Source organism: Stenotrophomonas sp. Pemsol (assembly GCF_003586545.1).
Classification (GTDB): Bacteria; Pseudomonadota; Gammaproteobacteria; order Xanthomonadales; family Xanthomonadaceae; genus Stenotrophomonas; species Stenotrophomonas sepilia.
The window spans coordinates 1,794,082-1,816,823 of the sequence record NZ_CP025780.1; the positions used below are offsets into that span (position 1 = coordinate 1,794,082).

At 66.4% G+C, this 22,742-nt stretch carries 30 protein-coding genes; 9 read left to right on the forward strand and 21 right to left on the reverse strand.

What is annotated here, in order from left to right; all coding sequences use genetic code 11:
* Nucleotides 1-3: 3 nt before the first annotated feature.
* From PEM_RS08340 to PEM_RS08360, 5 genes are all read right to left on the reverse strand, one after another.
* Nucleotides 4-735, reverse strand: coding sequence for a hypothetical protein (locus PEM_RS08340; protein ID WP_111128483.1), 732 nt, complete (start codon nt 733-735; stop codon nt 4-6).
* Between the two features lie 127 nt (nt 736-862).
* Nucleotides 863-1,378 (reverse strand): Ohr family peroxiredoxin, encoded by a 516-nt coding sequence (locus PEM_RS08345; protein WP_111128481.1) that lies wholly within the window; start codon nt 1,376-1,378, stop codon nt 863-865.
* Nucleotides 1,379-1,425: 47 nt separating this feature from the next.
* Entirely contained in the window at nt 1,426-2,193 is a 768-nt protein-coding gene (locus PEM_RS08350; RefSeq protein ID WP_005416551.1) for an SDR family oxidoreductase, read from the reverse strand.
* Between the two features lie 127 nt (nt 2,194-2,320).
* A complete protein-coding gene (locus PEM_RS08355; RefSeq protein ID WP_065186735.1) occupies nt 2,321-3,352 on the reverse strand; it encodes a LysR family transcriptional regulator in 1,032 nt (343 codons plus the stop codon).
* On the reverse strand, nt 3,349-3,657 hold the full coding sequence (locus tag PEM_RS08360; RefSeq protein WP_065186736.1) for a sigma factor-like helix-turn-helix DNA-binding protein: 309 nt from the start codon (nt 3,655-3,657) through the stop codon (nt 3,349-3,351). Before PEM_RS08360 ends, PEM_RS08355 begins: the two co-directional genes overlap by 4 nt.
* 89 nt (nt 3,658-3,746) lie before the next feature.
* Between PEM_RS08360 and PEM_RS08365 the strand changes: the two genes are divergently transcribed.
* The 3 genes from PEM_RS08365 to PEM_RS08375 all read left to right on the forward strand — a co-directional run bounded on the left by PEM_RS08365 (nt 3,747) and on the right by PEM_RS08375 (nt 5,643).
* Nucleotides 3,747-4,226, forward strand: coding sequence for a carboxymuconolactone decarboxylase family protein (locus PEM_RS08365; protein ID WP_119706091.1), 480 nt, complete (start codon nt 3,747-3,749; stop codon nt 4,224-4,226).
* Nucleotides 4,227-4,281: 55 nt separating this feature from the next.
* The gene (locus tag PEM_RS08370; protein WP_065186737.1) at nt 4,282-4,686 is read left to right on the forward strand and encodes a cupin domain-containing protein; all 405 of its coding nucleotides are present in this window, start codon (nt 4,282-4,284) and stop codon (nt 4,684-4,686) included.
* A gap of 75 nt (nt 4,687-4,761) precedes the next feature.
* On the forward strand, nt 4,762-5,643 hold the full coding sequence (locus PEM_RS08375) for an RNA polymerase sigma-70 factor (RefSeq protein ID WP_111128480.1): 882 nt from the start codon (nt 4,762-4,764) through the stop codon (nt 5,641-5,643).
* 112 nt (nt 5,644-5,755) lie between these two features.
* On the opposite strand, the gene PEM_RS08380 is transcribed toward PEM_RS08375, so the two are convergent.
* Nucleotides 5,756-6,676 (reverse strand): MBL fold metallo-hydrolase, encoded by a 921-nt coding sequence (locus PEM_RS08380; RefSeq protein WP_111128478.1) that lies wholly within the window; start codon nt 6,674-6,676, stop codon nt 5,756-5,758.
* A gap of 480 nt (nt 6,677-7,156) precedes the next feature.
* On the opposite strand from PEM_RS08380, the gene PEM_RS08385 reads away from it, so the two are divergent.
* Nucleotides 7,157-8,110, forward strand: a complete 954-nt coding sequence (locus tag PEM_RS08385) for an alpha/beta hydrolase (protein WP_111128477.1) — start codon at nt 7,157-7,159, stop codon at nt 8,108-8,110.
* Between the two features lie 237 nt (nt 8,111-8,347).
* On the forward strand, nt 8,348-8,659 hold the full coding sequence (locus PEM_RS08390) for a hypothetical protein (RefSeq protein ID WP_061478249.1): 312 nt from the start codon (nt 8,348-8,350) through the stop codon (nt 8,657-8,659).
* A gap of 43 nt (nt 8,660-8,702) precedes the next feature.
* Here the strand turns inward: PEM_RS08390 and PEM_RS08395 are convergent, their stop codons facing one another.
* The 3 genes from PEM_RS08395 to PEM_RS08410 form a co-directional block, all read right to left on the reverse strand.
* Entirely contained in the window at nt 8,703-8,984 is a 282-nt protein-coding gene (locus PEM_RS08395; protein WP_005416560.1) for a hypothetical protein, read from the reverse strand.
* 281 nt (nt 8,985-9,265) lie between these two features.
* The gene (locus PEM_RS08405) at nt 9,266-9,535 is read right to left on the reverse strand and encodes a hypothetical protein (RefSeq protein ID WP_005416562.1); all 270 of its coding nucleotides are present in this window, start codon (nt 9,533-9,535) and stop codon (nt 9,266-9,268) included.
* A 56-nt stretch (nt 9,536-9,591) separates the two neighbouring features.
* On the reverse strand, nt 9,592-9,807 hold the full coding sequence (locus tag PEM_RS08410) for a hypothetical protein (protein WP_111128475.1): 216 nt from the start codon (nt 9,805-9,807) through the stop codon (nt 9,592-9,594).
* A gap of 187 nt (nt 9,808-9,994) precedes the next feature.
* Here PEM_RS08410 and PEM_RS08415 point away from each other — a divergent pair, with 187 nt between their 5' ends.
* Nucleotides 9,995-10,243 (forward strand): hypothetical protein, encoded by a 249-nt coding sequence (locus tag PEM_RS08415; protein WP_240431600.1) that lies wholly within the window; start codon nt 9,995-9,997, stop codon nt 10,241-10,243.
* Here PEM_RS08415 and PEM_RS08420 read toward each other — a convergent pair.
* On the reverse strand, nt 10,240-12,921 hold the full coding sequence (locus PEM_RS08420) for an excinuclease ABC subunit UvrA (protein WP_111128472.1): 2,682 nt from the start codon (nt 12,919-12,921) through the stop codon (nt 10,240-10,242). The genes PEM_RS08415 and PEM_RS08420 overlap by 4 nt on opposite strands.
* A 178-nt stretch (nt 12,922-13,099) precedes the next feature.
* Between PEM_RS08420 and PEM_RS08425 the strand changes: the two genes are divergently transcribed.
* Both PEM_RS08425 and PEM_RS08430 read left to right on the forward strand, forming a co-directional pair.
* Nucleotides 13,100-13,378, forward strand: coding sequence for a hypothetical protein (locus PEM_RS08425; protein ID WP_111128470.1), 279 nt, complete (start codon nt 13,100-13,102; stop codon nt 13,376-13,378).
* A 230-nt stretch (nt 13,379-13,608) separates the two neighbouring features.
* The gene (locus PEM_RS08430) at nt 13,609-14,106 is read left to right on the forward strand and encodes a DUF892 family protein (RefSeq protein WP_005416567.1); all 498 of its coding nucleotides are present in this window, start codon (nt 13,609-13,611) and stop codon (nt 14,104-14,106) included.
* Between the two features lie 39 nt (nt 14,107-14,145).
* Here the strand turns inward: PEM_RS08430 and PEM_RS08435 are convergent, their stop codons facing one another.
* The 4 genes from PEM_RS08435 to PEM_RS20465 all read right to left on the reverse strand — a co-directional run bounded on the left by PEM_RS08435 (nt 14,146) and on the right by PEM_RS20465 (nt 16,771).
* Nucleotides 14,146-14,880, reverse strand: coding sequence for a DNA-formamidopyrimidine glycosylase family protein (locus tag PEM_RS08435; RefSeq protein WP_111128468.1), 735 nt, complete (start codon nt 14,878-14,880; stop codon nt 14,146-14,148).
* On the reverse strand, nt 14,873-15,640 hold the full coding sequence (locus PEM_RS08440; protein WP_111128466.1) for a DUF72 domain-containing protein: 768 nt from the start codon (nt 15,638-15,640) through the stop codon (nt 14,873-14,875). The genes PEM_RS08435 and PEM_RS08440 overlap by 8 nt, the downstream gene beginning before the upstream one ends.
* Nucleotides 15,637-16,104: a BLUF domain-containing protein gene (locus PEM_RS08445; protein WP_111128464.1), complete on the reverse strand. Its 468-nt coding sequence runs from the start codon at nt 16,102-16,104 to the stop codon at nt 15,637-15,639. The genes PEM_RS08440 and PEM_RS08445 overlap by 4 nt, the downstream gene beginning before the upstream one ends.
* Nucleotides 16,105-16,390: 286 nt before the next feature.
* Nucleotides 16,391-16,771 carry a hypothetical protein gene (locus PEM_RS20465; protein WP_229765966.1) on the reverse strand — a complete coding sequence of 127 codons (381 nt, stop codon included), beginning with the start codon at nt 16,769-16,771 and terminating at the stop codon, nt 16,391-16,393.
* Nucleotides 16,772-16,937: 166 nt separating this feature from the next.
* Here PEM_RS20465 and PEM_RS08455 point away from each other — a divergent pair, with 166 nt between their 5' ends.
* Entirely contained in the window at nt 16,938-17,315 is a 378-nt protein-coding gene (locus PEM_RS08455; protein WP_111128462.1) for a response regulator, read from the forward strand.
* 15 nt (nt 17,316-17,330) lie between these two features.
* Here PEM_RS08455 and PEM_RS08460 read toward each other — a convergent pair whose 3' ends face one another.
* The 7 genes from PEM_RS08460 to PEM_RS08490 form a co-directional block, all read right to left on the reverse strand.
* On the reverse strand, nt 17,331-17,759 hold the full coding sequence (locus tag PEM_RS08460; RefSeq protein WP_005416573.1) for a BLUF domain-containing protein: 429 nt from the start codon (nt 17,757-17,759) through the stop codon (nt 17,331-17,333).
* Nucleotides 17,760-17,937: 178 nt separating this feature from the next.
* Nucleotides 17,938-18,627 (reverse strand): glycosyltransferase family 2 protein, encoded by a 690-nt coding sequence (locus PEM_RS08465; RefSeq protein WP_005416574.1) that lies wholly within the window; start codon nt 18,625-18,627, stop codon nt 17,938-17,940.
* Complete coding sequence (locus PEM_RS08470) at nt 18,624-19,211, reverse strand: SAM-dependent methyltransferase (protein ID WP_111128460.1); 588 nt, start codon at nt 19,209-19,211, stop codon at nt 18,624-18,626. The genes PEM_RS08465 and PEM_RS08470 overlap by 4 nt, the downstream gene beginning before the upstream one ends.
* The gene (locus tag PEM_RS08475; RefSeq protein ID WP_111174906.1) at nt 19,208-19,966 is read right to left on the reverse strand and encodes a PIG-L family deacetylase; all 759 of its coding nucleotides are present in this window, start codon (nt 19,964-19,966) and stop codon (nt 19,208-19,210) included. The genes PEM_RS08470 and PEM_RS08475 overlap by 4 nt, the downstream gene beginning before the upstream one ends.
* A complete protein-coding gene (locus PEM_RS08480; protein ID WP_111128456.1) occupies nt 19,954-20,895 on the reverse strand; it encodes an acyl-CoA dehydrogenase in 942 nt (313 codons plus the stop codon). The genes PEM_RS08475 and PEM_RS08480 overlap by 13 nt, the downstream gene beginning before the upstream one ends.
* A 109-nt stretch (nt 20,896-21,004) precedes the next feature.
* On the reverse strand, nt 21,005-21,502 hold the full coding sequence (locus PEM_RS08485; protein WP_065186752.1) for a hypothetical protein: 498 nt from the start codon (nt 21,500-21,502) through the stop codon (nt 21,005-21,007).
* Between the two features lie 10 nt (nt 21,503-21,512).
* The gene (locus PEM_RS08490; RefSeq protein WP_111128454.1) at nt 21,513-22,676 is read right to left on the reverse strand and encodes a zinc-dependent alcohol dehydrogenase; all 1,164 of its coding nucleotides are present in this window, start codon (nt 22,674-22,676) and stop codon (nt 21,513-21,515) included.
* Nucleotides 22,677-22,742 lie beyond the last annotated feature (66 nt).

Below are 22,742 nucleotides of genomic sequence, written 5' to 3' on the forward strand. Positions count from 1 at the left end.
ACGCTACAAGGGCGTTGACTGGGAGGGCTCGGGCTCGTGGATGGAGCCTTCCAACAAGGCAACGTAGGTATCGAGCCTGGTGCGAAGGCCGATCAGCATCCAGCCCAGCAGGTACAGCAGCACCATGGCGAAGATAAGCAGTGCGCCTAGCAATCCAACATCGAAAGCGCCCGCCCAGTCGCCCCATTTCCATCCGCGGAACTGCAGATAAAGGGCAATCAACAGCGGGAATGGTCCCAGCCGCTGCAGGCCGCCATACATCATGCCCATGCGTTCAATCATGTTCGTGCGCAAGGTGCTGACGAACTTGAGTCGCCGCTCGCGCTGGACGCGCGGGAAGTCGCGAAGCTCGCTCACCACTGCTTGCCAGTGGGCAAAGTCCTCATCCATCTCCTGGGCGTGCGAGAGCCGCGGCTGGCTGAACTGGCGAATGCCCCTGCGGGCGGCCAGGACGCCACCGACAATGAACCCTCCGATTTCGATTGCCAGGCAGGCAACCACCACCTGGAGCACTGCGCCAACAGGCAGCCATCGATCCGGAAGCTGACCCATGAGAATGCCGATGATCGCCGCACCCACGCCGATGCGGAACGCCCACGTCTCCACCCTGCCCGCCTTGGGGTAGATGCTGTGCTCAACCAGCCCCTGCACCCGCTGGTAGAGCCAGTGGAACGTGAGTTCCTGCGAACCGGTCTTCGCGGGCGGTTCGAATCCGCCCCGTGCCTGTATGTCCATTGCGCCCCCTGCCCCGCCGGCCAGGTTGCCGGCGCCACCATCGTAGCCGAGCTGGGTTGTGGCGGAATACGGCCTAGCCGTGTAATCGTCAGGCCAGGACCTTCCCGGAGTCGAGCATGGCTCGATTCTACAGAGGCGGAGCCTGCGGGCCGACCCGAACATGCACCGCATGGCTGATGCCACGATGGAACATCTTGGCGTATGGGCAGACGCGTTCGGTGTTGCGCACCAGTTCGCAGGCGAGGTTCTCATCCATGCCGGGAAGATGTACCACGATCTCGGCCGACAGCAGGTACAGCCCATCTGCCGGATCACGGGCGAAGGTGACCGCCACCTCGATGCTGGGGTTGTGCAGCAGCAGGCCGGCACGCGCGGCCACCAGCACCATGGCGCCGTGGAAGCAGCCGGCATAGCCCGCAGCCAGCAGCTGCTCGGGATTGGCGCCGCCGCCAGGCCCGCCGAGCTCCGGCGGCAGGCGCAGGTCCACCGCCAGTGCACCGTCGTCCGATCGCACGACGCCGGACGCCCGCCCATGCTGGGCCTGGCCTCCGCTCACCCGCACGCGGCCGGTGTACAGCGGCTTCACGTCGTCGCCCTGGTAGCGGTCCAGCATGGCAGGCGAAGGCGGCTTCAGCTCGGTCATTGCACGGCTCCATCAAACGCAGCTGCGGCAGGCGATCGATTCGCCGCTCAGGCAGGCTGCCGCTGCAACAGACCGGACTGCTGCAGCCAGGCTTCGAAATCGACCTGCCCCAGCCACGCGTGGCCCGCGGGCACCAGCGTCTCGGTCTGTAGCGGCGCGCCGAAGTACAGTGCATCGGCGTCCGCCACCACCTGCCGGGAATCACCCGTCAGTTGCAGATAGCGCCTGGCCAGATCCGCCATCGCGCTGCGCTGCGGCCCGGCGATCTCCAGCACGCCATTGGCTGGCGCCTGCTGCGCGATGCGTGCCACCGCTTCGGCAACATCCTCGGCGGCAATCGGCTGCACGTCGGCGGCCGGCAGCCGCACGGCCGTCCCGTCGCCGGCGGACTGGATGATGCCCGGCAGGAACTCGAAGAACTGCGTGGAATGGATGATGGTGTACGGCAGGCCCGAGTCGCGGATCAGCCGCTCCTGGGCGATCTTGCCGCGGAAGTAGCCACTGGCGGCAAGCTTGTCGGTGCCCACAACAGAAAGCGCGACATGGTGGCGCACGCCGGCACGGGTGGCGGCCGCAAGTATGTTGTGGCCGGCGGTCACGAAGAACGAAAGCACTGCTGCGTCTTCGAACGAGGGCGAGTTGGCCAGGTCCACCACCACGTCGACGCCGTCCATGGCGGCATCCAAGCCCTCGCCGGTCAGTACATCCACCCCGGTGGAGGGCGCTGCCACCACGACCGCATGCCCGGCGACACGCAGGCGCTCCACCACCTTGCTGCCGATGCGGCCGGTACCACCGATGACGAGGAACTTCATTGCGTGTCTCCTGGAATATAGAGGGGCTACCGGCGTGTGGCCGGGCGCAGGCATCGTAGGTGGCGCGGGCGCGAGGGAGTAGGTCCGTGACCGGCCGCGCACTGTTGCCCGGCACGCACCAGTACGCTCAGGCCAAGGCAGGCTGTGCGCCTGGCTTCAGAGGGGTGGCCTGCTGGCGTGCTTCCCAGTGCGAGATCACATCCAGTTCGAGCGCGCGCACCCGCTGCGTGCTGAAGTCGATGAAGGCACGCACGCGCTTGGGCAGCTGGCGGCGGCTGAGGTAGCACAGGTAGTGGCCGCGATCGAGCGGCGCATGCCGATCCAGGCAGGTCACCACCCTGCCCGCCCACAGCGCTTCACGCACCTGATAGCTGGGCAGCTGGGCGATGCCCAGCCCGTCGATGACGGCCTGCAGGGCCAGGTCGGCATCGTTGAACACCAGTGCAGCAGGCGGCTGAAGGTGTACTTCGGCACCGTCGACACGGAATTCCCAGGGCTGCATGCGTCCGCCCGGCAGGCGCCGCCCGATGCAGGCATGCGTGGGCAGCGTGTCCACCGACGCGGGAAGGCCGTGCACCTGCGCGTACGCCGGTGATGCACATACGACCAGCTGCATCGGCACCAGCTGCTTGGCAATCACTTGGCTGTCTTCCAGTAGGCCGTCGCGAAACGCCACGTCGATGCGATCACCGGCCAGGTCGGGGGCCTGCTCGTCCAGCAGCAGCTCCACGGATACCTGCGGGTACTCGGCACGGAAGGCTGCCAGCAAGGGCGCAATCACCCGACGGCCGAAGCCGTGGCTGGCACTGATGCGCAGGTGCCCGCGCGGCGGGCCCTCGCGCAGGTCGCGCATTTCCTCCAGCGCCTGCAGGATGCAGGTCACGCCCGGGTTGCAGCCCTCCAGGAACAGCTCGCCTTCGCGGGTGAGCGTGGTCGAGCGCGTGGTGCGCAGGAACAACCGCACGCCCAGCTGGCTTTCCAGCTTCTGCACGCTGCGGCTGACGGCCGAGCGGCCGATGCCGAGGCGGTCGGCCGCGCGCGCGAAGCTGCCCTCGGACGCCACTGCAATGAAGGCCAGCACGCCGGCGTAGCTGGTGGAGAAGGACGCATTGAGCGCATCGTGGCCGTCGCTGGCCAGGCGGGGCGTTGAGGCGTTCATGGGTGGCCTGGCTCCGGGCGGGCACGTTGTGCGTGCAGGTGGCTCCGCGCCAGCTTCAACCGTTGCCTGCACGCGGCAAGATCGAGCCCCAGCAGGGGCACGATGTCCTCGAATCCGGCACCCAGCACATCGTGCAGCAACAGTACCGCACGTGCATCGGGCGGCAGTTCGCGCAATGCGGTGAGGAAGGCCTGCCAGACCTGTTCGCTGGCAGGGCGCGATGCGGTGCGCAGGTGCGATGAGGTGTCCATGCCCGGCAGACGGCCGAGCATCGGCCGCTGTGACAGGACATTGGTGCTTTTCATACAACAGCGTGCGGCCCGGCCCCCGCCTACCGGCATTGCGAATGCAGGCCTAGCCTCGCTGTGCCCTTCACACGCTACAGGAACACACCATGACCGCACGCCTGGATTACGCCGCGCAATCCCCCGAACTGTTCAAGAAGCTCGGCCTGTACTCGCATGCCGCCCACACCGCCTCGATCGAAGCGGCCATCATCGATCTGGTCAACATCCGTGCATCGCAGCTCAACGGCTGTGGCTTCTGCCTGGACATGCACGTGAAGGAAGCCACCCTGCGCGGCGAGCGTCCGCTGTGCCTGCATCACCTGGCGGCATGGCGTGAATCAACGCTGTTCAGCCCGCGCGAGCGCGCCTGCCTGGCCTGGACCGAAGTACTGACCCAGCTGCCGGCGCAGGGCGTGCCCGACGAGCTGTACGCACGCGTGCGCGGCCAGCTGTCCGATCAGGAAATTGTCGACCTGACCCACGCGGTGATGGCGATCAACGCCTGGAACCGCGCCAACGTTGCCTTCCGTACCACGCCCGGCACCCTGGACGCAGTCTTTGGCCTGGAGAAGGCCGGCCTGGCCTGATCCTTCCGCCGCTGCCCCATGCTGCGGCCCTGCTCTACCGCTTTGGAGACCTGCCATGCGTCGTTCTGTTCTGGCCCTGTTTGCGCTGCTGCCACTGTGCGGCGCTGCCGCCACCCCGCCCTCTGCTGCGCCCGAGCCCCTGGTGCGCGAGGTGATGACCCGCGCCCTGCCGGAGCAGCCCGGCAAGGAAGCGCTGATCCTTACCGTGGAGTATCCGCCGGGTGGCGCCGATCCTGTCCACCGCCACGATGCCCATGGCTTCGTCTATGTCCTGGAAGGGCGGATCGTGATGGGTGTGGCCGGCGGCAAGGAAGTCACCCTTGGCCCGGGCGAGGCCTTCCATGAAGGCCCGGCCGATCTGCACACCGTAGGCCGCAACGCCAGCGCCACCGAGCCGGCGAAGTTCGTGGTGTTCCTGATCAAGGACATCGGCAAGCCGGCGGTGCTGCCGCCGCACTGATCGCACGTCCGGCGCTGGCACCAACGACAGGTTCCCGGGTGTCACAATCCGGGGACCTGTCCCGTCTACGCTGGCATGGACGAATCCACTGCGCTGTTCTCACGCCTCCGCCCACGCCTGTTCGGCGTGGCCTACCGCATGCTTGGGTCTTCGCACGAAGCCGAAGACGTGGTGCAGGATGTCTGGCTGCGCTGGCATGGCACCGACCAGTCACAGATCGAGAATCCGGAAGCCTGGCTGGTGGCGACCACCACCCGTCGCGCCATTGATGGCCTGCGCCTGGCCCGGCACGCGCGCGAACACTATGTGGGCATGTGGTTGCCCGAGCCGCTGCTGACCGATGACACCGCCACGCCCGAGTACGTGCTGGAAACCGCCAGCGATCTGTCGGTCGCCTTCCTCAGTGTGCTGGAACGGTTGGCCCCGGATGCGCGTGCGGCTTTCCTGCTGCACGACGTGTTCGATCAGGATTACGCCGTGGTCGCGCGCACCCTGGACAAGACGCAAGCCGCCTGCCGGCAGATCGTGCATCGTGCGCGCCAGCAGCTCCGGCAGGAACGCCCGCGCTACAACGTCCCGCAGGACGTGCACCAGAAACTGCTGCGCCGCTTCGCCGAGGCCGCGTCCAGCGGGGATTTCCGCACGATGAAGGCCTTGATGGCCGAATCGGCCGAGCTGGTGGGTGACGGCGGCGGTATCGTCACCAGCTTCCCCGGGCCGATGGTCGGGGGTGCACGCATTGCCCAGCTGCTGTATGCCCCGCACCTGCGGCGCAGCGCGCAGTTGCGGATGGTGCCGGCCATGCTCAACGGACGGTTGGGACTGCTGCGCTATTTCGATGGCGAGCTGGAGGCGGCGATGGCCTTCGAGACCGATGGCGAGCGGATCACGCAGATCCTGGTGCAGCGCAATCCGCACAAGCTGCAGCGGTTGGCTCGCCCGACCGCCATCCAGTAGTTCCACGCCAGCCAGGGATGGCGTCCGTTGCCGGCCGCCCTTGCGGGATTCGAGCGGGGCGCCGATGCGCCCCGTCGAAAACCCTTGCTTGCGCTGTATCCGCAGGATCCGATCAGAAGTCCCAGAACACCGGCACCCAGCGGAACGTCTCGCCGTCCAGCGACACCCGGCCCACTGACGGGAACGGAAGATGGGTGGCCACCAGCAGTTCGCCGGTGCCGGCCAGGTCCTTCAGCAGAGCGACGCGAACGCGTGCGGATTCCTCCGGATCGTGCTCAAAACCGTTGTGCCAGTTCGGCTGGTCGAAGCCGACCGCGAACACCGCGTCACCGGCAAAGGTCAGGGCCTGCCCCGCGGACGCTACGCGCACCACGCAGTGGCCCGGGGTATGCCCACCGGTACGGCGGGCCGTCACGCCCGGCGCGATCTGCTGTTCGTCCTGGAAGGTGTGCACATAGCTGCTGTACTCGGCCCAGAAGTGCTTGGCCGTGGCGCGCAGCGCATCGGGGAAGCCCTGCGGCATGTTGGTACGGCTGAAGTCCGGCGACTTCCAGAACTCCACTTCCGCGGCTGCGACGTGGATTTTCAGGTCCTGGCGCAGCCGTTCCTTTACGCCTTCAACCAGCAGGCCGCCGACGTGGTCCATGTGCATGTGGGTGATCACCACGTCGGTGATTTCGCCCAGGTTGATGCCGGCGGCACCGAGGCGGCGGATCAGCTGGCCGGCGCGCGGCAGCTGCAGGTCCGGGTCCATGCCCAGGCCGGCATCGATGAGGATGGTGCGATCACCGCTGTGCACCACCATCACGTTCAATGCCCAGTCGAAGGCATCCTGGGGCAGGTACATCTCTTCGAACCATTCGGCACGGTCGGCGGCCGGCACGTTGTGGCCGAGCATCTGGGTGGGCAACGGCAGGACGCCGTCGCTGATCACCAGCACTTCGACGTCGCCCACTTTCAGGGCGTAGCGCGAGGGCACCAGTTCATCGAGGGCGGGAGCAATGGGCGCGGCGGTGTTTTCCATACTGAACATGAGGGATCTCCACGAAGAGCCATTTGGCGGGCAGCAATGCAAGGCTGGCGCTAGCGATTCCGGGCGCTTTCCCACGACGCAGGGCGCGGCGCGGCCAGGGCGCGGATGCCTGGCACGCCAGCACTGCGTGGTTCATGGGAAAGTGGGCACTGCGTGAGCGGTGGGCCCGGGACACGGCAGGTGCCGTGTGGGATCAGCCTAGGCAGCACGCCGCAGGTGCGGTAGCGCCGTGAAGGGGTACGTCATGTTGCGTTCCGGGAAGCAATGCGGAACCGGCTGCAATGCCACCATTGCAAGCGCCTCTGGCTCGTTCGGTAGTGCGCAGGCCCAGGTCGGGCAGCTTCGGATGATCATCCAGTCGACCCCACTGTGGGTCCGCGCAATCAGGACGATCTATCAAGAAATTCGGACTTGTCATATCCCAGATGCCTGATTTCTGGCGCAAAGTACGTCTCACCACCCACCCATGAGAGTTCCCGCATGAACACCTTCGCCCGTACCCTGGCCGTTGCCACCCTCGCCCTCTCGGTCCAGGCCGGCCTGTCCGTGCAGGCCGCCGAACCGGCCACGCCGGCGGCAGTCACCAGCATCGCGCGCACCGCCAGCTACATCACCACCGCCGATGGCGTGCAGCTGTACTACAAGGACTGGGGCCCGAAGAACGGCCCGGTCGTGACCTTCAGCCACGGCTGGCCGTTGAACTCGGACAGCTGGGAATCGCAGATGATCTTCCTGGCCAACCACGGCTACCGCGTCATTGCCCATGACCGCCGCGGCCACGGCCGTTCCAGCCAGCCGTGGGATGGCAACGACATGGATCACTACGCTGATGACCTGGCCACGGTGATCAATACGCTGGACCTGCACGATGTGACCCTGGTGGGCTTCTCCACCGGTGGCGGCGAAGTGGCGCGCTACATCGGCCGGCACGGCACTGGACGGGTGAAGAAGGCCGTGCTGATCAGCTCGGTGCCGCCGTTCATGCTGAAGACCGCCGACAACCCGAACGGCCTGCCGATCGAAGTGTTCGATGGCATCCGCAAGGCACAGATGGATAACCGCGCGCAGCTGTACAAGGACATTCCGTCGGGCCCGTTCTATGGCTTCAACCGCCCGGGCGCGAAGGTGTCGCAGGGGCTGATCGATGCGTGGTGGGCGCAGGGCATGCAGGGCGGCCACAAGAACACCTACGATTCGATCGCCGCGTTCTCGGCCACCGATTTCCGCGCCGACCTGAAGAAGTTCGATGTTCCTACCCTGGTGATCCACGGTGACGACGATCAGATCGTGCCGATCGATATCTCGGGCCGCCAGTCGGCAAAGCTGATCAAGGGCGCAAAGCTGATTGTCTACCCGGGTGCGCCGCACGGCCTGACCGACACCCACAAGGACAAGGTCAACCAGGATCTGCTGGCGTTCCTGCAGGAAAAGTGAGTGTACGGGGCTCCGTCGTGATGGCGGAGCCCTTCCTGCCCAGAGGCAGGGCTGGCACCGGACGAGCGCCGGCTGCCACGTCAGTGCACGATTGCGGCCGTGGGATTTCAGGCCAGTCATGGCGCGCGGTGTGCACCTTGATGAAGGGTTAACCTCCAACAAAGCACACTGCGCTCTCACGGCTCTTCTCCGGCGCAGAATCCTTTGCTCCCGTGTCCAGCCCCAGACGACACGGCCATGCATCCTCCCAATGCCTTCCGGATCCACGCGATCCAGCCCCTTCTTGCGCGCAATGGCGCCATCGTTCGCCTCGATCAGTTGCGATCGACCTGCAAGAGCTGCGGCTTGCGCTCATCAATGACTCAGGACGAGGGCCTCAAGACGAGTCCATTGGGCACGACGCTCACGTGCCCCGCGTGCGGTGCCACGGGGCTGATGGACGAGGTGGAGATATGGCACCACTGGCTCGAACAGTGCCGGCGGGAACGGATGCTGGCGCTCTTCGATCCCGCACCTGACGAACCTCTGGAGCCTGATGGCCCCGAATGAGAGCGACACATGGACTGTCCGGCCGGCGCCTCAGCGCCGCGCCTCAACCGTCGCCGGGGTGACGCCCTGCCAGGCTACCCATCGTAAAGGCGTAGCCCGCCTCCTCCAGCAGCGCTCTCATGCGCAGCTCCACACGCCGGGGGGAAAGCAGGCTGTTGGGCGCGTACAGGGCATAGACGTAGCCTGCGCCGTCGATGATCTCGCGGCGCACGGCGCACTCATTGGATTCGGCAGCCTCGGACCAGACGGACATCAACCTGGCGGGACTGATGGATTGGCCGTTGCGAAGACGGAAGAACAGCCAGCGCACTCCCAGGGAACGCACCGGATTCAACCTAGCCACTGCGAACCCCCGATGCGCCGGAAAAGGTCCCTCAGGACCTCTGGATCCAAGCGTGGATGCTCGTCTTTCGAAGAGCGCGGAAGGTCGATACGTGCGGCGCCGTTCACCAGCGCGGGCAGATCGGACTGAAGGTCGATCCACCACCCCGTGGGCAGCCGGAGCCCCGTGCCCGTTCTATCGTAGATGCAGATCGGAAAAGTCATGGCGTTGCTCCTGGATGACCCGAGCATACGCCTGCGCGATGTCAGGTCTGGATGCGACGCCTAGGAAGATGCCGCATCGGCGCGCTTTGCGCATTCGAATACGTGTGCTTCGTCCTGCTGGACCCTGCGGAACGACTCCAGCCAGCCGAACGCTGCGCCACGATTGTGAATCGTTTCGCCAAGCCTTCCGGTCAGGCACCGTGCGCACTCCATCCCGCCAGGACTGGGCGCATCGCAGCAACGGCATTGCGCCATCGTCGTCGTTCTCTCCGGGCGGCACTGGTACATGATCTTGGTCATCAGGCTGATCGCCTGGCTTTGCGAGGACATGCGCGCTCCCTGTCTGCTGCGGAAGCAGCCGCTCGGCGCGCGGCTCCTCCTGTTCCTCAGCGGCGGGTATCGCCGCCGAGACCGCCCTTCTTTTCATCCGCTGGCTTCGGGCTCTCGCTATCCTTGTTGTCCTGCTGCTGTTGCTGTCCTTGCTTGCCGGGCTCCTCCCCGCCGGGTTCGCCCCCCTCGCCCTGCCCCTGCGGTGCAGGCTGCTCTGCTTCAGCGGACGCGTTGGAGCGGTCATTCCTGTTCTGTTCGGGGACGCTGTTCATTTCGATTCTCCGCCGCAGCAAGTCTGCTGCCGATTGACTGTGGGCGTGTCGCCGTTACGGGAACGTGCCGGCAAGCGCGTTGTATGAATGGTTGTGATGAACAGGCTCCCGGCAGCGAGCGTGTACAGTGAGGTTTCGAACAGGGGTAGGCGCCGTGAGCCACGGAAGAAGCAAGCACGTTGTCGATGTGGAGCGCGAGCTGGCCCACTGGGAAACCGCCTTCAGTCTGGGTGCGCTGCCCGCGATGAGTTTCCGGCACGAAGTGGCGCCGGTCATCCGGCTTGCCTGCGATATCTATGTGAGAGATCCGCACGGTACCCGGTCAGCCTGGATGGACGACCTGCAGTGCCGCCTTGCGAAACGATCAAGCCTGCGCGGCCACCCTGGCGCGGCAGAGATTGCCGATCGTTGCTGGACGCTGCTGTCCTGCGGCTAGGCGCCTCCTGCCGGACGATTCCGCTCGCGCACACCCTGCCCCAGCTCGGATGCCAGGAACGGTGCCGTCCTGCTGCCCTTGGCGCGGGCCACCTGATGCGGTGGCCCCGCCGCCACGATGGTGCCGCCCGCGCTGCCTGCGCCCGGGCCGACGTCGATCACCCAGTCGGCCTGTGCGACAGAACGCATGTCGTGCTCGATCATCACCACCGTGTTGCCTGCGTCCACCAGCCGCTGAAGCTGCACCAGCAGCCTGTCCGCGTCTGCTGCATGCAGCCCGGTGGTGGGTTCGTCCAGCACGTACAGCGTGCGCCCGCGCTGGCTGCGCTGCAGCTCTGTGGCCAGCTTGATGCGTTGCGCCTCACCCCCTGAAAGCTCCGTGGCCGGCTGGCCCAGCCGCAGGTAGCCCAGGCCGATCTCCTGCAGCAACTGCAGCGGGCGGGCGATGGCCTCTTCTTCGGCGAAGAACGCATGGGCCTGGTCCACCGTCATCTGCAGGACCTCGGCAATGTTGCGGCCGTTCCACTGCACCTTCAGCGTGGCCTCGTTGTAGCGGGCGCCGTGACAGGTGGGGCACGGCGCATAGACGCTGGGCATGAACAGCAGTTCGACGCTGACGAAACCCTCGCCTTCGCAGGTTTCGCATCGGCCCTTGGCCACGTTGAACGAAAAGCGGCCCGCGTCGAAACGGCGGCGGCGCGCGTCGGGTGTCGCGGCGAACAGCTTGCGCACGTGGTCGAACAAGCCCGTGTAGGTAGCCAGGTTGGAGCGTGGCGTACGCCCGATGGGCTTCTGGTCTACCTGTACCACGCGTTGAATGGCGTCTACGTCGCCGGCCAGCTGGCCCCGAGTGGCTTCGATCACGGTGGGTCCATCCGTGGGCGCGCTGTCGGCGCCGTCGTCTGCTGTCTCATGCCCGAGGTGCAGCAGCATCAGCTCAGGCAGCGCCTGCGCCATCAGACTGGACTTGCCCGATCCGGAAATGCCGGTCACTGCAGTCAGCAACCCCAACGGCACCTGCGCATCCACGCCGTGCAGGTTGTGGCGATGGATGCCTTGCAGCGCCAGCCAGCTGTTGGCACTGCGCTGCCGGCTGGCCGGCGCGGGCACCCGGTCGAACAGGTACTGCGCCGTGCGCGAATCCTGAACGTTGCGCAGGCCGTCGGGCTCGCCACTGTAGAGAACGCGTCCGCCATGTTCCCCTGCCTGCGGGCCCACATCCACCAGCCACTGCGCGCGGCGCATCAGCTCCAGATCATGTTCAACAACGAACACCGAGTTACCGCCGTCGCGCAGGCGTTCCAGCGCGTCGTACAGCGCCTGGCTGTCGGCCGGATGCAGGCCGGCCGACGGTTCGTCGAGCACGTACAGCACGCCGAACAGCAGCGAGCTGAGCTGCGTGGCCAGGCGCAGGCGCTGCAGTTCGCCGGCCGACAGCGTGGGCGTGGCGCGATCCAGCGAGAGATAGCCAAGGCCGAGCTCGCGAAGTTGCCGTACCCGCGCCATGACCCCGCCCGCGAGCCGTTGCGCCGCCAGGCGCTTTTCCTCTGACAGGGCTGAGGTCAGGCGCACGTCGGGGGCGCCTTCGTGGGTCGCGCGGCCACTTGCTGCCCGCTTGGCGTGATCGCGGGGCGTTGCACGCCTGCTGGTACGCGCGCCGTGGCTGTGTGCACTGAAATCGCCCTGCGCGATGGGCTCGAGCAAGGCCGCCAGCTGATCCAGCGGCAGCCGCAGGAACTCGCCGATGTCCACGCCGGCGAAGGTGACCGAAAGCGCTTCCGGCTTCAGGCGCTTTCCCTGGCAGGCGGGGCACAGGCGGCCTTCCATGTAGCGGGAAACACGCTTGCGCATCAGCGCGCTCTGGGTGTTGGCAAAGGTGTGCAGCACGTAGCGGCGTGCGCCGGTGTACGTGCCCATGTAGCTGGGCTCCAGCTTGCGCTTGAGCGCGGCGCGGGTCTCGGCCGGCGTGAAGCCGGCATAGACCGGCACCGTGGGCGTTTCCTCGGTGAACAGGATCCAGTCCCGGTCCTTCTTCGGCAGTTTCTTCCACGGCACATCGATGTCGTAGCCCAGCGTGACCAGAATGTCGCGCAGGTTCTGGCCATGCCATGCCGGTGGCCAGGAGGCGATGGCGCGCTCGCGGATGCTCAGCGAAGGGTCCGGCACCATCAGTGCTTCAGTCACTTCGTAGACATGCCCCAGGCCATGGCAGGTGCTGCAGGCGCCCTGTGGGGTGTTGGGCGAGAAGTCTTCGGCGTACAGCATGGGCTGGTGGGCCGGGTAGGCCCCTGCCCGCGAGTACATCATGCGCACCAGGCTGGACAACGTCGTCACACTGCCCACCGACGAGCGCGCATTGCTGGCACCGCGCTGCTGCTGCAGGGCGACAGCCGGCGGCAGCCCGTCGATGGCATCCACGTCGGGTACGCCGGCCTGGTCGATCAGGCGGCGTGCGTAGGGCGCGACGGATTCGAAATAGCGGCGCTGCGCTTCGGCGAAGACCGTGCCGAAGGCCAGCGAGGACTTGCCGGACCCGGACACGCCGGAGAACACCACCAGCGCATTGCGTGGAATGGAGACGTCGACATTCTTCAGGTTGTGCTCGCGCGCACCGCGCACCTCGATGCAGCCGCTGGCTGCGGCAGCACATGACGATTCGCCAAAGGGGGTGTTGGACATCTCAGCATTCCTGCATTCGGTGGGCGGAGCCCGCATGGTGCGCCCGAGCGGCCATTGTCACCGGTCCGGAGTGAATGGCGCGAGGGCGCCGGAGGCGGGATGCTGTCTTCACCTCTCGTTCGTACGGCGTTGCCCAGCCAAGGGCTAGCGTGGGGCTGTCCACACACCGGAGGCTGCCATGCACCCCGACGTACTCGGCTGGGCCGCCACGGCGGTACTGATGGCAACCTTGATCCGGCAGATGGTGAAGCAGTGGCAGTCGCCCAACCCGGAAGCCGTGTCCAGGTGGCTGTTCGCAGGCCAGATGACCGCGTCTGCGCTGTTCACGGTGTACAGCGCGATGCTGGGCAGCGTGGTCTTCGTGGTGACCAATGCGATGCTGCTGTTGACGGCTGTGGTGGGCCAGGTGATGGCGTGGCGCCGCCGCGGCCGACGCCGGGCTCCCCCGCCCTGCTGATTGTTAATGCGCGTTGCCTGAAGGTTTGACATTACTTTCCCCCACCGTTGATGGGGCCGGACCGTCACACGGATGAGGAGGCCGCTGCATGCCGTACGGTTCTGGCGCACTCTCGTAAAGACCGTGCGCAGTAATCCTGCGGGCGCTCACATGCCGCCTTCACCTGGCCCCTGCCCGATCGCAACCGGGCAGGACCTACGCTGAGCACTCCACTCACTGCGGAGCCCAGTATGGCTATCAAGACGGCGGAAGACCTGTTCATCCACGAACTCTCGGATATCTACAGTGCCGAGAAGCAGCTGACCAAGGCCCTCCCGCGCCTGGCCCGTGCGGCCGAGAACCCGGACCTGGCGGCAGCGTTCGAAACGCACCTGGAAGAAACGCAGGGCCAGATCGAACGCATCGATCAGGTGGTGGAGGTGCTTGGCATTCGCCTGAAGCGCATCAAGTGTGCGGCGATGGAAGGCCTGGTGGAGGAAGGCAAGGAAGTGATCGACAGCATCGACAAGGGGCCGGTGCGGGATGCGGCCCTGATCGGCGGCGCGCAGAAGGTCGAGCATTACGAGATTGCGTCCTACGGCACCATCGCCGCGCTGGCCAAGCAACTGGGCTACAAGGATGCCCTTCCGCTGCTGCTGGAGACGCTGGAGGAAGAGAAGGCCACCGACGAGAAGCTGACCCTGCTGGCCAAGGGCGGCGGCAACGCCAAGGCCGCGCAGGCCGCCTGACCGGCGCACCGCGGAGCCCGGCGGCCACGGATGGCCGCCTCAGGGCCCGTACAGCACCTGATCATTCGGGCAGAAGAACGTGCGTCGCCGCGTGGTCCCCATGTAGAGCTTGCTGATCGGGCCACCGCACAGGGGGCAGACTTTTTTCGTGTGCACCTGCCAATGCTTCTTCAGCTCGAAACGGCGCTTCCACTCCAGGAAATCAAAGCTGTAGGCGCGGGCCTGCTCGATCATGGCGGTAAGCCTGCGTGGCGGCAGGTCGCCCAGCCGGGTGGCCGGATGCACGCCTATCCGGAACAGCACCTCGTTCTTGATGATGTTGCCCACGCCGGCGAAGACGGTCTGGTCCAGAAGCGCATCACAGACCATGACATCCGGCAGGGCCTTCAGCTTGCGCCGGGCCAGCTTTGGATCCCAGGCCTCGTTCATCACGTCCGCACGCCAATCGTAGATGTCGTCCAGCGGCTGGTCGATCAGGCGCACGGAACACGCGTAGAAGTTCAGCTCACCGTTGTCGAACACCAGCGATACCCGCGCCGGGCCTGGCTTCCGTTCGTCGATGCGCCAGCTGCCGAACATCATCAGGTGGATGCGCAGCGTGTGGCGGCTGAACTCCAGCAGGAAGTGCTTGCCCCAACTGCGGACCGCCTTGACCCTGCGGCCCTGCAGCGGTGACAGGTCGATGCGGCTGTTACCGGACACGGTGCGGACCACGTGCCCCTTGAAATGGCTTGCGGCTTCGCGCAACAGCACGATGGAAGGGCCTTCAGGCATGTGCGTTCTCCGACAGCAGCGCCTGCAGGCGCAGGGCGTTGCGGGTGGCATGGCCCAGTGCGGTATTGTCCAGTACGCACCAGGCGGGTCGTTGCGCGTCGGATTCGCGCCGCAGCCGTTCCGCGAGCCCGGCCAGGGCCTGTTCGCTGTACGCACTGCGATAGATCTGCGGTTGGCCGTGCCAGCGCCAGTAGCTCCAGGTGCGGTCACCGCCGGGGATCGCTGCCACCGGCACACGTGCCGGATCCGCGGCAACCCGCGCAACCCCATGCGCGCTCAGCAACGCATCCACGTCAGTAGTGAACCAACTCGGGTGGCGGGGCTCGCACGCCAGCTCGGTCTGCGTGCGAGCGCGCAGTCCGCGCAGGAAAGTTCCCGCCGTGGCCGTGTCGTACACCAGGCTGGGCGGCAACTGCAGCAGCAACGGACCGAGCTTTCCGCCCAGCTCCCGCGCGCCTTCCAGGAACTGTTCGAGCGGCCGCATTGCATCGCGCAACCGACGCTCATGGCTGATCTCGCGCGGGAGTTTCACCGCGAACCGGAAGCCCTCTGGAACGCTCGCTGCCCAACGTGCGTAGGTCCTGGGCTGGTGCGGTCGATAGAAGGACGAGTTGATCTCCACCATCGGCAGGCGTGTGGCATAGCGCTGCAGCGCGCTGTCGCCCGCGCCGAACGCTTCCTCATCCGCCCGCGGCAGCGACCAGCCCGCACAGCCAACACGCAGTGGGGCAGATGCACGCGGGGCGGCCGCCACCTTCATCGCACCGACTGCTCGTACGGTTCCAGGGGCTCTCCCGCACCTGCATCCGTCTGCAACTGCGAGACCGACAGCAGACGATCCAGTGCGCTTTTTCCCGAGTCGAGCGCCGACGCGCTGCGTACGAAGCCGGTCCAGTCGGAGATGGCGATCTTTCCCAGCGCCAGTTCGTCCACCCGCACGCTGCGCATCCGCCAGTGCGGAAACTGTCGACGCCCCACCCTGCCCCGGTTCAACTCGACGACCCCACTGTGGCTGCCGGCCGCGAGAATGCGCGTGTACGCCGCATTGATCCCGGCCTCCGGGCCCTCCAGATACTGCAGGAAGCGCGAGCCATCGAACAGCAGCGTGCCGGTGACATCGACGGATTCGTTGAACTGCACCGCTTCGGCCACAAGCTGCTGCAGCCGCGCTGCGGTCAGGTTGCGGGAGGCTTCACTCACGTAGGCAATCGCACGAAGAGGCATGGCACCACCGATGGTTGCGGACCGCTTTACCTTAGCGATGCCGGTCGTACGCGCGGTGAGTCCGGTGTGGAGGCTGCGTCGAGTTGCGGCGCGTCCACGCCGCTTGGGCATGACGCGCTGATCGGGCACAAGCCGCAGACCACCGCAATGTCCGGCGCGCCCGGTACGCAGCCACCTCAGCAGGGGACCGCCTCGTCGGGAGGTGTGAACCGCCCAAGGTGTGCGCTGCACGCAGCCCTGATGCAGCGATAGCATCTACGGACTTCGGGATGGCCCTGGTCTGCGCTCAGGGCATCGGGCTGGACAGTGCCGTGCCGCCGGCTCGACTTCGCAGGCTGCCAGCCGGAGCGCGCGGAGCGTCCGCTGCCACCAGCGCCTGTACCACACGATGTTGCATACGGTGAGCGCCGCCTTCCACGCCCACGACATACACGAAGCGCCCATCGAACTTGGCGTGCGCGTCCTCCAGGACATCGTCGGCCTGCAGCGCCCGCTTGAGCGACTTCATCCACGTCCGTTCAGGCATGCGGTCCAGTTCCACTACGACGGCCGTGCCACCGCAGTCCAGCGGCATGCACTCGACACGCAGCACGCGGGGGGAAGCAGAATCGGTTCCGGATAGCGGCATGAGAAAAGCTCCGATGCGGGGGACGGCGGCAGTATCCATGGCACGTGCCAAGGCGCCGTCAACAAACTCCATCCGGCCCTGCACGCTGCCTATACGGTGCTGGAAGCGCGCTTCACGGGCTTCGCGCCGGGCTGACAAGCCGCACGCACCGTATTGATGCTGCACAGCACAGACTGGCGTTCCCGAAGCAACACAGGCTGCACACATGCAATCCGGATTGAGCCAGCGCAGATGCAACCTGCTGCTGGTGGAAGACCAGCTCGACCTGGCAGCACTGATGGAACATGCACTTGAGGACGCTGGCGACCAGGTGACACACGCCTACAGCGTGTTCGACGCGCTGGGACTGCTGGATACCCAGCAGTTCGACGGCGCCGTGCTGGACGTCGAGCTTCGAGACGGCGTGGTATTTCCAGTCGCTGATCGCCTGGCGGAACTTGGCATCCCCTTTCTTTTCGTCTCTGCGGTCTATGACCAGCTGGTGCCACAGCGCCACCGCCGCGCCGCCTTCGTGACCAAGCCATTCCACATCGATCAGTTGCAGGACACTGTGCGGCGTGTGATCAGCTGCACAACATGCTAGCACCCGTCCCGCACTTCAAGCGGCGTTCGCGTAGGGCTCAACGACTGCAAGCAGCTTCTCCATCGCTTCGGCTTCGTCCTGGCTCGTTACCGCCCGCTGGATGAAACGGCTCCAGTCAGCAAGGGCGATCCTCTGCAGCTCGCCCGCGCTGACCGACAGGCAGCGCATCGGCCAGAACGGCAACCGCCGCTGCCCGACACGGCCACGCCCGAGTTCGGTCAGTTCGGTGTGGCTGCGGGCGCCGCTTACGCGGGAGAAGGCAACATCCAGCCCGTCGGCGGGGCCTTCCATGTATTGCAGGAAACGCTGCCCGTCAAACAACAGAACCCCGGTCACGCCCGCTGATCGATTGAAGCGGGCCGCATCTTCCATCAGTGCAGCCAGGCGTTCCGGCGTGAACCCGGGGGCAGCCCGGCTGGCGTAGACAATCGCGCTGTTCGGCATCGGCCGCTCCTGCTCTCCGAGCCGATCAATCTAAGGTCGGCAGCGTTCACGCGCCGTAAACGCGTACAGGGAGCGCGTCACATATCGGCCGATGTGCCCGGGTTTCATGGGATTCGGCCTGAATCGGAGACGCCTGACGGCGCGCCCCCCTGCTGCGGTGCGGCGAAATGGCCGGTGTTTACGCAATGGCCGGCCCGGTCAGCACGGCAGGGGCACCCGCCGCCCCCATTTCAGCCAGATAGGCTGAAAATCCCCCTGCGGCGCGCCCTTCCAGACGCGCACTGGTGAAGACGACGGGAGCACCGGCCCAGCGTACATCCGCGCCGCAGGCCTGCAGCGCCCTCACCATCTGAACGTCTTCCCCGCAGCGCAAGGCAGGAAAACCGCCGACCGCACGATAGAAATGGGCAGAGACACCCAGGTTGGCACCATGGATGCGCCCGTGACCTTCCCCCCACTGCTGCCGCCCCTGGAATACCCTGCGCAGGCGATGTTCGGACGGGCAGCGCGCCGCAATGTCCACCAGTCCGCAGAAGGCGTCACACGGCTGCTCCAGTTGTCCAACCAACCAGTCGCCAGGGACCTCGCTATCAGCGTCGGTGCTGGCCAACCACCTGGCGCCGCGACCCAGCAGCTCGACGGCGGCCGCTGCGCGGGCAATCCCCACGCAGCGTGCATCCAGCCGCACAATGCCGACGCGCTGTTGGTGGCAGATGGACGCCGTCGCATCCGAGCAAGCGTCCAGTGCAACCACCACTTCGACCGCTTCGCCGCCCAGGCCCGGGTGCAGGGCCGCCCTTCGGATCGATTGCAGGCAGCGCGCCATGCTGGCTGCCTCGTTGTGCGCGGGGACCAGAACGCCTATCACCGCAGGCCCTCGTTGCGGGCCAGTGACAGCGTGCCGCGCGTCCAGCCCTGCAGCACGAAGTCCGCATCGCGATAGTGGAAGGCTTCGTGCAGGCCGTCGGCAAGGCAGCGATGCACGACTTCGGTCCGGCTCACCCGCCCGGGGAACGAGGGCAACCAATGGCAGGCGACCAGCAATCCGTCGTCACGAAGTGCTTGATCGATTCCGGCCCGCAGCTCGCGAAGGGCGCTCGTCCCCAGGTAGTAGCCCATCTCACCGCAGACGATCAGGTCGAAGCGCCCCGGCGGCCATTGCTCGGGGTGGCTGGCGCAGTGGACCTGCACGTGCGGCAGGTGGGCCAGGTTGCGGCGGGCCCGGAACGCTGCGCGCGGGCTGATATCGGTGGCCAGCAGGCGCTCACAGCGGGCCGCCAGGGCCTCGGTCAGCACGCCGTTGGAGCATCCCAGCTCCCAGCCACGATTGAACTGGCGCTGGCTCAGGCTGGCCAGCAGCAACGCACGCTTGCGTTCTTCATACCACCGACTGCGGTAGCCAAAAGGGTCTTCCTGCTCATGCAGTTCATCGAAGTACGGTTGCGCGCTCATGCCAGAAATACCTCGTAATCGCGGAAAAATCGGGCCAGTACATGGGAAGGCAGCACCGGCGGGCTGTTCAGGCCCGGCACGTTGCCCGTCTGCGTCCGGAACCGGGCGATCGCACTTCGTTTCACCGACGCCACTGCGGAAATGTCGACAAGCTGCGGGAACTCCCACGCCATATGCGCGCAGGCCGGATCCAGCCAGTGCCAACCCCATACCGGGTACTCCAGGCGACGGCAACCCACTGCGCGCGCGGCGCGGCAGGCTGCACGCCCTGCCGCTTCGTGATCGGGGTGCCCATCGAAGCGCCAGGGCGCCAGTACCAGATCGCCCGGCTGCAGGTGCTGCTGCAGCCAGTCCTGCAGGCCCTGTTCGTGCTTGCTGACCGCGCCATCGCCGATGCCGAGATGAAACGTCGCGTCGGCCGCAATCCCAAGTTCCGCCAATGCAGCTGCAAGCTCTGCCCGACGCGCCGACCGCAGGCGCTCCGGTGTCCACCACGGTTCACCCGGATAACACGCTTCACCATCGGTCACGGCAATGACGCCAACCTGCATGCCCTGTGCCGCGGCATGATGGAGCAGCCCACCACAGCCAAGAATCTCGTCGTCGGGATGCGGCGCAACGACCACAAGGCGGTCGTGGCCGGCGCACAGTGAACGGGCGGACGTGGACGGTTGCTGCCAGAGCCAATCGCAGCGCAGCCAGGCCTGTTCCTGAGTTCCCTGTCCTTGCAGGGGTGTGCTGGCTACAGCGCCCATGCGGTCTCCTCGGCTGCCCGCTGCTCACCCAGCCACTGCCAATCGCGATCGGCATGGCACTGCCTGAGGAACACCGTCAGGTCCGCCCAGCGGCGGGCGTGACCGTCTTCCAGGCACATCGGCGCCGGACCGAGCGCCCGGCCTGCAAGATCCAGGACGCGCGTCGCCGCCCGCTCGACCACGCAGCGCAGCCGCACTACGTCTCCCCGATGCGCCGATTGAGGCGCGTCGTCGATGCGTGCGGCCACTTCGCGAAGCAGCGCCGCAGCCGGCCCCAGCACAAGGTCCGCTGCACCCAGCAGCCGTGCGCGGTTGCCGTCGCTGCAGGCCGGCCGCATGCGTTCAGCCAGTGCCACCGCTGCGCCAAACCAGACCGCCGCGATACCGGCTCCGCCATGCCAGAAGCCCGGCCGTTGCAGGTAGGCGTCGCGCGGTCCCAGAATCGTCATCGGTGCGCCGTCGAAGCGCACCGTCGTGGACGGAATGCCGGCCATGCCAGCCGCCGGCCAGGGCTCACCCGAAAGCGTGCACCAATGCTCCGCCGGCACATGGCACAGCCACACGCCGTGTGTGTTCCGCACGGTTACCAGTGCCGCATCCACCCACGCGCTGCCTGAACACCAGGGCTTGTCACCATACAGTCCACCGCCGGCGTCGATGCGCAGGGTGTTGGCTGGGCCTTCTGCGGCCCACACCGCCAGCAGCTGCCCTTCAGCAACCCTAGGCGCGTTCAGCTCGGCAATGATCGCCAGGGCGTCGTAATGCGCTTCCAGTACCTTGGCCAGGCAGAGGTCCTCTGCCCCCCACGCCGCCAGCGCCCGCCAACGCTGCAGCGTGTGGCCACTTCCGGGCAAAGGCAGTGCGGGCTGCTGGGCGAGAACCTGGCGCGCGCGGTTGAACAGCGAAGAAGGCGACGTCACATCCTGCATGGCCGGTCTGCAATGAAGATAGGTGATGAACGTAGGCGCCCTGCGGTCACATCACTGTCTTGGCGGTGTGGCGGCCACATGAATACCCGGCGCAGTGTTCCTCACGCGCTCACCGCTGGCGCTGTTCGCTGGCACGCACGCACTGGCGCAGTTCCCATAGCCATGGCAACACCACCAGGCCAAGCGCCGGCAGCAATACAAACCCCCACAGCGCCGGTGCTGCCGGTGCCACATTGACTGCCCAACGAGGCTCGGCCTGCCACGCCACTCCGCCCAGCAGCACCCAGGGAGCGGCGTCGAGCACACTGTGCACGTGCTGCTCGGCCGGGCTGATGCGTCGCCGCCCGTCCGCGCTGACGGTGTCGAGGTAGCCGGCGATTGCATGCGCGATGACCAGAACTGCCAGCAGCGTGACGAGCAACCACGTGCTTTCCAGCACGAGCCACGCCAGCACGCCGCTGCCGATGAGCAGCAGCTGCAGCCCATGCAGCAGGCTCTCGCGCATCGCGGACGTGTGCGGCAGATCGGTACGCCGGTGAAAGTGGAAGTCCAGCGCACCGGCGGTCAACCAGACTGCGTAGACACAGGCCATGACAATCCCGCTCATGACGGCTCGCTCAGGGTGTCAATACGATCTTGCGGCAGTCGTCGTCCTTGGCATCGAACATCGCATAGCCTTGCGCTGCATCGGCCAGGCGCATCCGGTGCGAGATGATGTCCCCCGGATCCAGCTTTCCTTCGATGATTGCGTCGAGCAGTTCCGGCATCAGTCCCTGCACGTGGGTCTGTCCCATCTTGAATGTCAGCCCCTTGTCGAACGCATCGCCCAGCAGGAACCCGTGGATGAAACCGGCATAGACACCGGGAATGCTGACCACGCCGCCGCGGCGGGCGGCAGCGATGCACTGACGGATGGCCACGCCGCTGCTGCCTTCCAGTTTCACGGCGGTCAGCGCTGACTCCAGGGCACTGCCCTCGGCCTCGAAACCGACGGCCTCGATGCAGGCATCCACGCCGCGTCCACTGGTCTGGGTCAGGATGTAATCGGCCGGGTCCTCGATCTCCTTGAAGTCGATCGGCGTCACACCATAGGCACGGCGCGCGTAGTCCAGGCGGTAGCGAAGATGGTCGACCATGAAGATGGTCTCCGCACCCAGCAGCCGGCAGCAGGCCGCGCTCATCAGTCCCACCGGACCGGCACCGAAGATGGCTACTGTCGAGCCCGGCTTGACCCCAGCGTTCAGCGCGGCCTGATAGCCGGTGGGCAGAATGTCCGACAGGAACAGAACCTGTTCGTCGGCCACGCCTTCCGGAATGCGCAGTGGGCCCACATTCGCCTTGGGCACGCGCACGAATTCGGCCTGTCCGCCTGCCACGCCGCCATACAGATGGCTGTACCCGAACAACGCCGCCGGAGGCAGAAGGCCCTTCTGGTTCAGCGCAGCGCCCTTGCCCGTGTTGGTGGTCTCGCAGGCGGCATACTCGGCCAGCCGGCAGTGGAAGCACTCGCCACAGGCGATCACGAAGGGGATCACCACGCGATCGCCCGGCCTCACCTGCGTTACGCCGCTGCCGACCTCTTCCACCACGCCCATGAATTCGTGGCCCAGCACATCGCCGTCGTGCAGATCGGGAATCTTGCCCCGATACAGGTGCAGGTCCGAACCACAGATGGCGGTGGCGGTAACCCTCAGGATCAGATCGTCCTCAGCCGCCAGCACCGGATCCGGCACGGTCTCGACGCGCACATCCTTGCGGCCGTGATAGGTCAATGCCTGCATCGTGCTTCTCCAGAAGATCAGAACGACAGCATCGCAGTGACGTCCTCCCGCCCCGGTGACATCCAG